Annotated in this window: 13 protein-coding genes; 10 read left to right on the plus strand and 3 right to left on the minus strand. The window is 68.6% G+C overall.

The window, feature by feature from the left end:
• Nucleotides 1-15: 15 nt before the first annotated feature.
• From J2X37_RS08505 to creD, 4 genes are all read left to right on the plus strand, one after another.
• Entirely contained in the window at nucleotides 16-1,122 is a 1,107-nt protein-coding gene (locus J2X37_RS08505; protein ID WP_310019990.1) for a helix-turn-helix transcriptional regulator, read from the plus strand.
• A 385-nt stretch (nucleotides 1,123-1,507) separates the two neighbouring features.
• Nucleotides 1,508-1,903 (plus strand): BlaI/MecI/CopY family transcriptional regulator, encoded by a 396-nt coding sequence (locus tag J2X37_RS08510; protein ID WP_310019992.1) that lies wholly within the window; start codon nucleotides 1,508-1,510, stop codon nucleotides 1,901-1,903.
• The gene (locus tag J2X37_RS08515; RefSeq protein WP_310019994.1) at nucleotides 1,900-3,573 is read left to right on the plus strand and encodes a M56 family metallopeptidase; all 1,674 of its coding nucleotides are present in this window, start codon (nucleotides 1,900-1,902) and stop codon (nucleotides 3,571-3,573) included. The genes J2X37_RS08510 and J2X37_RS08515 overlap by 4 nt, the downstream gene beginning before the upstream one ends.
• 104 nt (nucleotides 3,574-3,677) lie before the next feature.
• Nucleotides 3,678-5,045 carry a cell envelope integrity protein CreD gene (gene creD, locus J2X37_RS08520; RefSeq protein WP_310019996.1) on the plus strand — a complete coding sequence of 456 codons (1,368 nt, stop codon included), beginning with the start codon at nucleotides 3,678-3,680 and terminating at the stop codon, nucleotides 5,043-5,045.
• A gap of 11 nt (nucleotides 5,046-5,056) precedes the next feature.
• Here the strand turns inward: creD and J2X37_RS08525 are convergent, their stop codons facing one another.
• Together J2X37_RS08525 and J2X37_RS08530 are read right to left on the minus strand one after the other, a co-directional pair.
• Nucleotides 5,057-5,476, minus strand: coding sequence for a hypothetical protein (locus tag J2X37_RS08525; RefSeq protein WP_310019999.1), 420 nt, complete (start codon nucleotides 5,474-5,476; stop codon nucleotides 5,057-5,059).
• 74 nt (nucleotides 5,477-5,550) lie between these two features.
• Nucleotides 5,551-6,405, minus strand: a complete 855-nt coding sequence (locus tag J2X37_RS08530) for a neutral zinc metallopeptidase (RefSeq protein ID WP_310020001.1) — start codon at nucleotides 6,403-6,405, stop codon at nucleotides 5,551-5,553.
• Nucleotides 6,406-6,475: 70 nt separating this feature from the next.
• Here J2X37_RS08530 and J2X37_RS08535 point away from each other — a divergent pair, with 70 nt between their 5' ends.
• The 6 genes from J2X37_RS08535 to J2X37_RS08560 all read left to right on the plus strand — a co-directional run bounded on the left by J2X37_RS08535 (nucleotide 6,476) and on the right by J2X37_RS08560 (nucleotide 12,083).
• Complete coding sequence (locus J2X37_RS08535) at nucleotides 6,476-7,261, plus strand: 3-hydroxybutyrate dehydrogenase (RefSeq protein WP_310020003.1); 786 nt, start codon at nucleotides 6,476-6,478, stop codon at nucleotides 7,259-7,261.
• A 65-nt stretch (nucleotides 7,262-7,326) separates the two neighbouring features.
• Nucleotides 7,327-8,427, plus strand: a complete 1,101-nt coding sequence (locus tag J2X37_RS08540; RefSeq protein WP_310020005.1) for a M20/M25/M40 family metallo-hydrolase — start codon at nucleotides 7,327-7,329, stop codon at nucleotides 8,425-8,427.
• Between the two features lie 68 nt (nucleotides 8,428-8,495).
• A complete protein-coding gene (guaB, locus tag J2X37_RS08545) occupies nucleotides 8,496-9,980 on the plus strand; it encodes an IMP dehydrogenase (protein WP_310020007.1) in 1,485 nt (494 codons plus the stop codon).
• Nucleotides 9,980-10,312, plus strand: a complete 333-nt coding sequence (locus J2X37_RS08550; protein WP_310020009.1) for a hypothetical protein — start codon at nucleotides 9,980-9,982, stop codon at nucleotides 10,310-10,312. Before guaB ends, J2X37_RS08550 begins: the two co-directional genes overlap by 1 nt.
• Nucleotides 10,309-11,484 (plus strand): RsmB/NOP family class I SAM-dependent RNA methyltransferase, encoded by a 1,176-nt coding sequence (locus J2X37_RS08555; protein ID WP_310020011.1) that lies wholly within the window; start codon nucleotides 10,309-10,311, stop codon nucleotides 11,482-11,484. The genes J2X37_RS08550 and J2X37_RS08555 overlap by 4 nt, the downstream gene beginning before the upstream one ends.
• Nucleotides 11,485-11,564: 80 nt before the next feature.
• Complete coding sequence (locus J2X37_RS08560; protein ID WP_310020013.1) at nucleotides 11,565-12,083, plus strand: hypothetical protein; 519 nt, start codon at nucleotides 11,565-11,567, stop codon at nucleotides 12,081-12,083.
• 18 nt (nucleotides 12,084-12,101) lie between these two features.
• On the opposite strand, the gene J2X37_RS08565 is transcribed toward J2X37_RS08560, so the two are convergent.
• Nucleotides 12,102-12,584, minus strand: coding sequence for an RNA pyrophosphohydrolase (locus J2X37_RS08565; RefSeq protein ID WP_310020015.1), 483 nt, complete (start codon nucleotides 12,582-12,584; stop codon nucleotides 12,102-12,104).
• Nucleotides 12,585-12,755 lie beyond the last annotated feature (171 nt).

A 12,755-nucleotide genomic window follows, 5' to 3' on the forward strand; every position in this document is an offset into this window, starting at 1 on the left:
GAGGCCGGTAGCGGCGTGCGGCTCGAACGCTTCAGCGACCTTGTCGGCGGCATCTACGCCGCCGCACAGGATGCCAGCCGCTGGCAGGGCGTGCTGACCGATCTGGCCGACATCACCGGAAGCGACGGCGCGGTGATGATGCTGCCGCTGGCGGACGGGTGGCCGACCACGATCGCCGCGCGGTTCTCGCCCGAATCGTGCATCGAGTACGACCGCGACTACGCCGCGATCTGCCCGCGCATCGCGTTTCTGGGCGCGCGGCCCGACATCCCGGTTCACTACGACAACCTCGTCATCTCGGACGAGGATGCCCGCCGCGATCCGACCTATGCCTTCTACGCGCGGCAGGGCTTGCGTTATTACGCCGGCTGCGCGGTGTTCGAGCACGACGCCCCGGCATTTGCCTTCAGCATCCAGCGCACCTTTCGTCAGGGCCATGCCGACCGCGAGCAGATCGCGATCGTCGGCATGATGCGCAGCCACATGATCCAGTCGCTGTCGATCACCCGGCGCATGACGGCGGTGGAGAACCATGCCGCCTTTTCGCAGGCGGGCCTGATGGGCCAGCCCCACGCGATCTTCGTGCTCGACGCGCGGGGCCGGGTGCTCAGCCGCAACCATGCCGCGGAATGCTTGCTAGCTGCCGCCGACAGCCTCGTCGTCAAGGACGGGATGCTGAGGCCGGCGCGCCTTTCCGAACGTCACGCGCTAGACGCGATCGTCGGGCGGGCGCTGGCGACGCAACTTGCCGCGCCGGCCGGGTGGGCGTGGATCTCGCGCCGGGATGGCGGGCCGCGACTGGCGGCCACCGCGATGCCCTTGCCCCTGCCAGACGCTGCGCTGCTACCGGGCGAGGCCCGTGCCATGGTGATGATCGTCGATCCCGCCCGCCGCCTGACGCCGGACCGTGCGGCCCTGCGCGAGCTTTTCGGGCTGACCGAGGCGGAAATCCGGGTCGCGACGCTTCTCGTTGGCGGCTACGACCGGCCCGCGGCGGCGCGGGTGCTGGGTGTTTCGGAGCAGACCTTGCGCAGTCATGCCAAGGCGATCTTCGCCAAGATGGGCATCCATAGCCGATCAGACCTGGTCCGCGTCATCTCCTTGTTTCGGGGCGATTCCTGAAAAGCGAACCTCTCACCCGATCGGGTGATGGAGCGGGCTGCCGGCAGATTGTAACAGGTGTCACTGCCCTTGCTTCGGTGAGGGTCGGGTCGATGGTCGCTCGCCCGGAATCATGTCCGAGATTCTCGCCGAATGCGTCCGATCGGCCCGGAAGATGGGTGCTGCTGGCCTGCCGGTCGTGTTGGGGGATGCGCCGGCCCCGCCGAAGTCCCGAAGGGGTCCGGATCGTGTCCGGGCCCCTTTTTCGTCTTGGGCAGCCCGTTTCCCGATGTCGTTGGTCGGCCACGGATGGCCGTTTGTCGACCGCTTGGCACGCCATTGTTTACAGCTGTAATCGCATCGTCTACGCCTGTAATCGTAATTCGAGCCTTCGACCGGATCGCACATGACCATCCCGACCGACCCCGCGCAGCTTTCCGAACGCATTTCCGGTGCCGAACAGGCGGTGATGGAGGCCTTGTGGACGCGTGCCCCGCTGACCGCCGCCGAAGTGGCCGATGCGGTGGGCGAGGAGCAGGGCTGGAGCCTGGCGACGGTCAAGACCCTGCTGTCGCGGCTGGTCGGCAAGAACGCCATCGCCGCCGAGCCTGACGGGCGGCGCTTTCTCTATTCCCCACTGCTCGCCCGTGCCGATTTCGTCGGGCAGGAATCGCGGCGGCTGGTCGACCGCCTGTTCGGGGGGCGGGCGGCGTCGCTCGTCGCCCATCTGGCCGAGGCGGAGGCGCTGACCGAACGCGACCTCGCCGAGATCGAGACCCTCCTCAAGGAGTTGCGCAAATGATCGGGGACTTCACGAGCGCCAGCCTGTTCGCCGGGCTGACCGGCTGGGCCGTCGATACGGCGATCTGGACCGGGGTGCTGATCGCCGCCGTGCTGGTGCTGCGGCGCCCTGTCGCCAGGCTGTTCGGTCCGCGCATCGCCTATGCGCTGTGGCTGCTGCCGCTGATGCGGTTCGTGCTGCCGCCGATCGTGCTGCCGGCGTGGATGAAACCCGTGGACGCCGCGGCCGCTTACGTCACGCCAGTCACGCCCGTAGGGCAGGATGCAGCGGCCCTGCCGATCACCCCGGAGCCGGTGGCGCAACCACTGGTCGATTGGGCGCTGGTCGATTGGACGCTGGTCGCCGACGGGGCGGTCGTGCTCTGGTTGGTCGGCGCACTGGTCTTCCTTGCCTGGCGGCTGGCCTGCTATCGCGCCATGACGCGCCACCTCCTGGCCCGCGTGCGGCCCGTGGGCGAGGTGGGGACGATCCACCTGGTCGAGAGCGATTGCGTCTCCGCGCCCGTCGCCTTCGGCGTGCGCTGCCGGGTGATCGCGCTGCCGTCGGGCTTCATGGCGCACGAGGATGTGACCGCTCGCGACCTCGCCATCGCGCACGAGATCGCGCACCACCGCGGGCACGACCTCGCCGCGAACCTCGCGGCGCAGCCGCTGCTCGCGCTGCACTGGTTCAATCCGCTGGCCTGGGCGGCGTGGCGCGCAATGCGCCGCGACCAGGAGGCAGCCTGCGACGCGCGGGTGATGCTCGGCCGTTCGCAGGCGGAACGGGCCCGTTACGGCGAAGTGATCGCCGCCTGCAGCATCGACCGCAACCTGGCACCTGACGATCACCGGGGCCGTTTCATCCTGGCCGCGCCGATGGCCGGTTTCCGCGAGATCGGACCGGTGCTGGGCGAAAAGGCCATCGTTCACCGCCTGAGGAGCCTTGGCATGACCACGACAACCCGCCGCCACCGCGCCGGCCTTGCCTTGCTGGGCGCTGCAAGCCTGCTGGCGCTGGGCGCCACAGCCAGCGTCACGTATGCCGAGGATGCGGCGCAGGGCGAAGCCGCGGCCGCGCCGGTGTCCGGGCACTCCGAAAAGAAGGTCGAGATCCGCAGGATCGTGCGCACCGACGTTCCCGCCTCCGATGCCGAAGGGACGGATGCGACGATCCACATGCACGTCAAGGACGACAAGGGCGAATTCGCCTGGCATTCCGATGGCAAGCCGATGTCCGCAGACGAAGAGGCGCGGTTCGCGGCGGAAATCGAGCGCGCCACCGCCGAGGCCGACCGCGCCTCTGCCGAAGCGGAGCGGGCCGGTGCCGCCGTCGAACGCGCCATGGCGTCCCAGTCCCGCGCGCTGGCCGAGGCCGAGCGCATTCACAAGCGCTTCGCATTCGTCGGCACACCCGAAGTCGAGGAAAAGGTCTCCGCCGACGGACGCGTGCGCACCGTGCGGGTCTTCGAACGACGCGAGGGCGGGAAGCGCGAACTGGTTCAGGAAACGATCGTCGATGAAAGGAAGATCGAACGCGATGCGATCGCCGCTGCCATCACCGGCATCGAGCGCGCCCGTTCGGCCATCGCGAAGGACAGCAAGCTTTCCGCCGATACGCGGGCCGAAGTGCTGCAGGAACTCGATAACGAGATCGCCGAACTGCGCGCGGAACTGAAGGATCTCAAGTAAGCGATTAACACTCGGTTCATCGCACGAGGGGCACGATTCGTCGCTGCGTTGAATCGGGGAGATCGTCCGTGGACATCATCGGCAGGCGCGCCAGATCGCCGGGCATGAAGCTGCTGATCGTCGTGCTCGTGGCCGCCGCGCTCGCCGTGCCGCTGTTCATGACGTACGCCCTGCTGTGGGACCGGCAAGAGCAGTCGCGCACCGCCCGTGCCACGATCACGCAGGGTTGGGGCGGGCCGCAGGTCGTGACCGGGCCGGTCCTCGTCATCCCCTATAGCGAGGACGTGACCGAAACCGTGGTGCAGAACGGCCGCTCGGTCGAGACGGTGCGCCGCGTTACCCGCGACATCTTTCTCTCGCCCCGCGCGCAGAAGGTCGAGACGGTGCTGTCGCCGCAGCGCAAGCACAAGTCGATCTACACCTCCAACCTCTACGAAGGCGCGATGCAGGGCACCGCGACCTTCGCCCTGCCGGCCGATGCCGCGCGGTCGGGGTATGACCCGGCGCGGATGGATTTCGCACGGGCGGAGCTGCACTTCGGGGTTGCCGACCCGCGCGGGCTGCAGAGCGCGACGCGGGTGATCGCGGGCGGCAATACGCTGCTGACGCGCCCGGGGGGCAAGCTGGGCAACACCAACAATTCGGGCTTCTTCGCCTTTGCCGACTGGGACGGGCAGGCGCCTCTCGATGTCACGTGGTCCTATGGCTTGCGGGGCAGCGAGACGCTGAGCTTCGTGCCGCGTGGCGGCAACAGCGAATGGCACGTGCGCTCGACCTGGCCGCACCCGAGCTTTTCCGGCAGCTTCCTGCCCAATGCGAGCAAGGTCGGCGACGAGGGTTTCGACGCGACCTTTGCGGTATCCGACCTCGCGCTGGGGCAGGAATTGCTGACCCGGGACAACGCCGGTCCGCCGATGGTCGGCAACGGGATCGCGCCGATGCCGCCGGTGACAGCGGAATACGGCGGCAATCGGGGCGGGCCGGCCATGGCAGCCACCGTCGGGCTGGTCGAGCCGGTCGATCTCTACAGCCGCATCGACCGTTCGGTGAAATACGGCTTCCTGATCATCGGCTTCACCTTTCTCGCCTTCTTCATGTTCGACGTTGTCGCAGGGGCGAGCGTCTCCGCGCCCGAATACCTGCTGACCGGGGCCGGGCTGGTGCTGTTCTTCGTCCTGCTGCTCGCCTTTTCCGAAGTCATCGGCTTTGCCGCGGCCTACGCGGTGGCCAGCGTGGCGATCATCGGTCTCGTCACCAGCTACAGCGCCGCGGTGCTGAAGAGCTGGGGCCGGGCGCGCGTCATCGGGGCGCTGCTGGTCGGCCTCTACGCGCTGCTTTTCGTGCTGCTGAACCTCGAGGCGTGGAGCCTGCTGATCGGATCGGTGCTGGTCTTCCTGGCGCTTGCCGGCGTGATGTATGCCACCCGCAACGTCGACTGGCAGGGGTTGGACCGGACGGCGGAGGCGGGCTGAACCCGTTTGGATCAGGCCCGGGTCACAATTGCGGTGCGGAACGTCTCGATGACCGGTACTTCCCACGGGTGCTCGGCAAGGATGGAGGCAACGGCGGCCTCGACGGCATCCTCTTCTGCGTCGGCCGGGATGTAGAGCGTCAGGACGGCGGTCGGCGAAGCGGTGTGGCGACCTGCGCTGCCCAAGGTCGGGCGAGCGTTGGACGAGGGTGTGAACAGCTCCCACCCACTCGCCAGTTCGATCACGGAGCGGTAGATGCCGAAATGGCCCAGCGGACCATCTTCGCGCACGATCGCGATCATCCGGCCGAGTGGACAATGCGGGTCGATTGCGTCGAGCTCACCGGTATGCAGCAGGCGAAATGTCGCCAAGTCCGTTGGGCAGTGAATCTTGAGGGCGATCACCGGGCGGGTCGCGTGCTTGACGGACAATTCGGTCTCCTGTCAGGCGCGTCGTGCCAAGCCGTGCCGGACCGCGCATGGGCACGCGGTCGGTACGCGGCGGATCACCTCCGCACGTCGGCGAACGTGTCGCACTGGTCCTCGTCCCCGGTCTTCAACCCCTTCTGCAGCCACTGCATGCGCTGCTGGCTGGTGCCGTGGGTGAAGTTGTCGGGAGAGACCCGGCCCTTGGTCAGCGCGTCGTCGCCGATCGCGCTGGCGGCGGTGAGGCCTTCCTCGATGTCGCCGGGTTCGATCAGCTGCGGGTTCTTGGCGGCCCAGACCCCGGCATAGCAGTCGGCCTGCAATTCCATGCGGACCTGCAGCTGGTTGGCCATCTGCGGGTTCTGCTGCTGCATCTGGCGGACCCAGTTCGACGTGCCCGTCAGGGTCTGTACGTGGTGGCCGTATTCGTGGCCGATGACATAGGCGCGAGCGAAGTCGCCGCCTGCGCCAAGCTGCTGGTCCATCTGGTCGTAGAAGCTGGTATCGATGTAGATGCCCTGGTCGGTCGGGCAATAGAACGGTCCCATCGCCGATTGCGCCGCGCCGCAGCCGGACTGGCCGCGCCCGTCATAGAAGTTCAGCACCGGCTGCTTGAAGGCGATGCCCGCTTCCTGGAACAACGGCTGCCAGGTGGCGTCGAGCGAGGACAGGGCGGCGCAGGTCTCGCGGCTGTACTGGTTGACGCTGCACGATTCCTCCACCGTCTTGCCATTGCCCTGGCCGGTGGGAGCGCCGCCCTGCTGCACGCCTTCGACCACGCCCAGCGTCGTCATCGGGTCGATACCGAAGAAGACCGCGCCGATCAGCGCGATGACGATGGCGCCGCAGCCGACCTTGCCCCCGCCGCCAAGCCCGCCGCCCATGCCGCGCTGGTCGTTGACGCGAATATTCTTGGAAAAGTCGTTGAGCCGCACCTTCTGCCCTCCATATATCGGGCGACGCAGGCCCCATCCACTTACTCCCCAAAATCGCAAGGAGACGCAAATGTTCCTCACCGGCAAGACGGCCCTCATCACCGGTTCGACTTCGGGCATCGGCCTTGCCTATGCGAAGGCGCTGGCTGCCGAAGGGGCGAACGTGGTGATCAACGGTTTCGGCGACGCCGCCGAGATCGAGAAGGAGCGGCAGGCGCTGGCCGAGGCGAGCGGGGCGGATGCGATCTACGTCAACACCGACCTCACCACCGAAAAGGGGTGCGAGGAGCTGATGCGGGCCGCCTTCGACAAGTTCGGCGCGGTCGACATCCTGATCAACAACGCCGGAATGCAGCACGTCGCGCCGATAGACGAGTTCCCGGTCGACAAGTGGGACAAGATCATCGCGCTCAACCTGTCGAGCGCGTTCCACACCAGCCGCCTCGCCATTCCCAAGATGCGCGAGAAGGGCTGGGGCCGGATCATCATGACGGCCAGCGCGCATTCGCTGACCGCCTCGCCGTTCAAGGTCGCCTACGTTTCGGCCAAGCACGCGCTGGCCGGCATGGCCAAGACCATCGCGCTGGAAACGGCGGAGCAGAACATCACCTGCAACTGCATTTCGCCCGGCTATGTCTGGACCCCGCTGGTCGAGGACCAGATCCCCGACACGATGAAGGCCCGGAACATGACCCGAGAGCAGGTCATCAACGACGTGCTGCTGGAGCGCGAGCCGACCAAGAAGTTCACCCAGCCCGACGACTTGGCTGCGCTGGTGGTGTTTCTGTGCCGCGATGTCGCGGCAAACATCACCGGATCGAACATTTCCGCTGACGGCGGCTGGACCGCGCAGTAAGGGCACAAAGGCGGGGGGCAGGGGGCCCGTCCGCAGGGGGAGCGCGATCCGCTGGCGCGATGCGAATGGGGGGCACACGGTCGTTGGCATGGTGCGGCGCGCTCGCGCTGCTGGCGGCCTGCGCGCCCGCCAACCCGGTCCGGACTGCACCGCCGGTCCTCGGCAGCGAGGAACGGGCGCTGCTCGCCCACGTCGAGGTGCTCGCCTCCGACGCCTTTGCCGGGCGCGAGGTCGGCACCATCGGCGAAGGGCTCACGCTCGACTACCTGGAGCGCGAGCTCGAGGCGGCGGGGCTGCAATCGGGCACGCACGATCCCGGCAATCCGTGGCGCGAACCGGTCCGCTACGATCGCGGGCAGCAGTCGGTCGCGACCTACAACCTGATCGGGCGCCTGCCGGGGACCGAGCCGCGGGCGGGCGCGGTGCTGCTGATCGCGCACTGGGACCACCTGGGCTTCGGTTCGCGCTGCCCGGCAAAGGGTGCGGACCGGATCTGCAACGGCGCCGTCGACAACGCGACCGGCCTTGCCATGATGATCGAGATTGCGCGCAAGCTGGCCGAGGGGCCGCGACCGCGCCGCGACATCTACGTGCTGGCAACGGGCGGCGAGGAGGACGGCCTGCGCGGCGCGCTTGCCTTCGTGCAGGATCCGCCGGTGCCGCTGGGCAAGTTCGTCGCGGTGTTCAATCTCGATACTGAGGGCGTCGCCCCCGCCGGCGCGCCCGCGGTGGTGCTGGGCACGCCCGGCCCGCCGGGCATCGCCGCACTGACCGAGCTGATCGAACGAACCGCCCGGGACGAGGGCGTTCGGATCGTTTCGCCCGACAGCGGCAACCTGCAATTTCTCAAGCGGCAGGACGGGTGGGTGTTCGACGCCGTGGGCGTGCCCGCGGCCATCGTCAGCGCCGCCTTTGCCCAGCAGACTCGCCTCACCGAATACATGCGCAAGCGATACCACCGGGCCAACGACGAAGTGTCCGGGGTCGAGCTGGGCGGCACGGCGGACATGGTGCGGCTGCACGTCGCGCTGCTGCGCCGCGCCGCCGATCCGGCGCGGTTCGCCGGCACGATGACGGAAGCTGCGGGACCCGGATGGAACGCCGGCAGAGCGCCCGGCGCTGCCATCGCCCCGCCGGGCCCGGAAAATAGCGAAATCGCCCCCTAGCCCAACCGGGGCGGGGTGGTTACATGGGCCGCCACGAATCCCCCTCAACTTTCGCGACGGCAGGGCCCATGGCAAATCGATTCTCCGCATCCGACATCCCGCTGGGCCTGACGTTCGACGATGTCCTGCTGCGCCCCGCCGAAAGCGCGCTGGTGCCGTCGCAGGCCGATACCCGCAGCCGCATTTCGCGCGACATCGCGATCAACATCCCGGTGGTGTCGAGCGCGATGGACACCGTGACCGAGGCGGACATGGCTATCGTCATGGCGCAGATGGGCGGCGTCGGCGTGCTTCACCGCAACCTCACCATCGAACAGCAGTGCGCCGCGGTGCGGCAGGTCAAGCGGTTCGAGAGCGGAATGGTCGTGAACCCGATCACCATCGCGCCCGACGCGACGCTGGGCGAGGCGCGGGCGATCATGGAAGCCAACCGCATCTCCGGCATCCCGGTGGTCGAGGCGGGCGGCAGGCTGGTCGGCATCGTCACCAACCGCGACGTGCGCTTTGCCATCAACGACGCGCAGCCGGTGCGCGAACTTATGACCAGCGAGAACCTGGCCACCGTTCACGCCGGGATCGACCAGGACGAGGCGCGCCGTCTGCTTCACCAGCGCCGGATCGAGAAGCTGCTGGTCGTCGACGACGCCTATCGCTGCGTCGGCCTGATCACGGTCAAGGACATCGAGAAGGCGGTGACCTACCCCAACTCGACCAAGGACGCTTCGGGCCGCCTGCGCGTCGCGGCGGCGAGCACGGTGGGCGACAAGGGGTTCGAGCGGACCGAGGCGCTGGTTGATGCCGAAGTCGACCTCATCGTCATCGACACCGCCCACGGCCACAACCGCGACGTCGCGCTGGCGGTCGAACGGGTGAAGAAGCTGTCGAACTCGGTCCAGGTCGTGGCGGGCAACGTCGCTACGGCGGAAGCGACGAAGGCGCTGATCGGCGCGGGGGCCGACGGCATCAAGGTCGGCATCGGCCCCGGCTCGATCTGCACCACCCGCATCGTCGCGGGCGTCGGCGTCCCGCAGCTGACGGCGGTGATGGAATCCGCAGAAGAAGGCGACAGGCACGGGGTTCCGGTGATCGCCGACGGCGGCATCCGCACCAGCGGCGACGCGGCCAAGGCGATCGCGGCGGGCGCATCGGCGATCATGGTCGGCTCGATGCTGGCCGGGACCGAAGAAGCGCCGGGCGAGACGTTCCTCTACCAGGGACGCGCCTACAAGTCGTATCGCGGCATGGGCAGCGTCGGCGCGATGGCGCGCGGCAGCGCCGATCGCTATTTCCAGCAGGACGTCAAGGAACAGATGAAGCTCGTCCCTGAAGGGATCGAGGGCCAGGTTCCCTACAAGGGGCCGGCGCGCGACGTCATCCACCAACTGGTCGGCGGGGTGAAGGCGGCGATGGGCTATACCGGCTGCGAGAACATCGACAGCCTGCGCAAGGACGCGCAGTTCGTGCGCATTACCAATGCGGGCCTTCGCGAAAGCCACGTCCATGACGTGACCATCACCCGCGAGGCACCCAACTACCCGACGAGCGGCGGCTGATGCCGCCGGCACCCATCGACGTGCGCGCGGCGCAGGACAGCCTGCGCCTTGCGACCAGCGCCTGGTGGCTCTGGGCCGAAAGCTGCTACGTCATCTGGGCGCGAAGCTGGATGATCATGGCCGGTGCGCCGGGTGCGCAGGCGGAAAGCCGGCGCATGGTCGCCGAGAAGATCCAGGCGGGCAACGAACTGACGTGGCAGGCGATGACCGGCTCGCTCGGCACCGGCATGGGCGCCGCGCAGAAGAGCGTCGACCGGCTGGGCCGCACCGTCAGCGCCAACCGCCGCCGCCTGTCGGGTGCTCCCGCCAAAAAGCCCGCGAAAACGCGGTGACCCCGGCCGCGCGCGTCCAGGCCGCGATCGAGATCCTCGATACGGTGATCGCCGCCGCCAATTCCGGCGGGGCCAGCGCCGACAAGCTGGTTGCCGAAGGGCTGAAGCAGCGCCGCTACGCCGGGTCGAAGGACCGCCGCGCCATCCGCGAGACGATCTACGCCGCGATCCGCGCCTGCGGCCCCGTGCCGGCCAGCGGACGCGCCGCGCTTCTGCGGCTGGCGCAGGATGATCCTGAACTGGCCGCTCTGTTCGACGGCTCCGGCTACGGCCCCGCCGCGATCGTGCCCGGCGAGCCGGTGGCCGAGGGCGGCGTCGCGCCCGTTTGGCTGGCGCGGCTCCTGGCCGACAGCGGGGTTGCGGATGCCGCCGCCCTGCTGGAACGCGCCCCGCTGGACGTTCGGGTCAATGCGCTGAAGGCCGATCGGGCCACCATCGTCCTGCCCGAGCGCGGCGAGCCCCTGGCCGCGCCGCAGGGCCTGCGATTTGGCGCGGGCACGCCGGTCGAAAGCTGGGACGCCTTTGCCGAAGGGCTGGTCGAGGTTCAGGACGGCGGCAGCCAGCTCGCCTGCCTGGCCGTGGCCGCGAAGCCGGGCGAAACGGTGATCGACCTGTGCGCCGGGGCGGGGGGCAAGACCCTCGCGCTCGCCGCCGCGATGGCCAACGAAGGCACGCTGATCGCCGCCGATACCAATCGCGAAAGGCTGCGCCGGCTCGCCCCGCGTGCGCAGCGGGCAGGCGCGCGAATTGCCGAGACGCTGCTACTCGATCCGGGGTGGGAGATGGAGGTGCTCGGCCCCTGGCGCGGTGCGGCCGATGCGGTGCTGGTCGATGCGCCGTGTTCGGGCACCGGCACCTGGCGCCGCAATCCGGAGGCGCGCTGGCGGCTCTCTCCGACAGAGATCGCGCGCTACGCCGAGGTGCAGGGGCGCCTGCTTGGCCTTGCGGCGCAACTGGTGCGACCCGGCGGACGCATCGTCTTCGTCACCTGCTCGCTGCTCGATGCCGAAGGAGCAGAGGTCGTCACCTCCTTCCTCGCCGGGCATCCCGACTTCGCGGCCATGGACGCCGCGCTGCCCGCGGGCGCAGCGCAGGGACCCGGCTGGCGGCTCTCGCCCGCGCTGAGCGGGACTGACGGGTTTTTCATCGCGCGTATGGGAACGACCTGCTAAACAGGCGAATTATGGCAGTCGTCGCCCTTGAAAGCTCCCCTGCCGACCCCCGGCCGACAAGCCGGCCCATGGAGTTGCTGATGCGCTATTCGCCCCTTGCCGCCGCCATCTCCCTCGTCGTCGCGCTGACTGCCAGCACCTCGTTTGGGCAGGCCCCGGCCCCGGTCGATCCGCGTGTCGCGAACCTGCTCGACACCGGGCACACCGCGCTGGCCGCGGGCGATGTGGACGGCGCGACCGACAGGTTCGAGGCGGCGCTGGCGCTGGCTCCGGGCAGCGCACCCGTGCTGCTGGCGCTGGGCGGCCTCGCCCGCGAAAAGGGCTTGCAGGGGCAGGCGATCCATTACTTCCGCGAAGTGCAGGAGGCCGAGCCCGGCAACCTTGCCGCGATCGCCGGCGAAGGCGCGGCCATGGCCGAGAAGGGCGCGACCGCCAAGGCGGAGCGCCAGCTGGCCAAGCTGAAGTCGATGTGCGGCAGCAACTGCGCCGAAGCGACGAAGCTGTCCGCCGCGATCGCGCGCGGGCCTCTGCCGCAGGTGAAGAGCGCCGAGGCCGCGCCCGCCAAGACGCCGCCGCTGCCGCAGGTCGAAAGCAACTGAGCGGACAGGCGTTCGCCGTCACAGGTGAGGGCGGAACATCTCCAGCACCGCTTCGTAGACCGGGCGCTTGAACGGGATGATGAGATCGGGCAGCCGCGCCGGCTCGATCCAGCGGAACGCGTTGAATTCGGCCGGATCGTGCGCCGCGAGGTCGATGTCGGCATCCTCGCCCGCAAAGCGCATCAGGAACCACGACTGGCGCTGGCCGACGTAGCGGCCGCCCCAGAGCTTTCCCTTCAGTTCGGGCGGAAGATCGTAGAACAGCTCCCGCTCGCTTCGGGCGAGGATCTCGGCCTTGTCGCGGGCGATGCCGGTCTCCTCGAACAGTTCGCGCCAGGCCGCCTCGGTCAGGTCTTCGCCCGGATCGACGCCGCCCTGCGGCATCTGCCACCAGTCGCCTTCCTTCGTGTCGATGCGCTTTCCGACGAAGACGCGGCGCTCCTCGTTGATGATCATCAGCCCGGCGCAGGGGCGGTAGAGGGCGGGGTCGGGCGTGGTCATCTGGAATATCCTGCTGCTGGAACCGCCGCCTGAAACCGGGGCGCAAGGAAGGCAAGGGCCATATCATCCCCAATAGATTTTCTGAATTGAATGCATCAAGTCAGAGTTCTAGTTGCCGCAGCATAATTCGGCCCATAGCGTGCACCATGCGTTCGCAACGCGGGACAATTT

Origin of the sequence: Croceicoccus sp. BE223, from assembly GCF_031457155.1 — a bacterium.
Lineage (GTDB): Bacteria > Pseudomonadota > Alphaproteobacteria > Sphingomonadales > Sphingomonadaceae > Croceicoccus.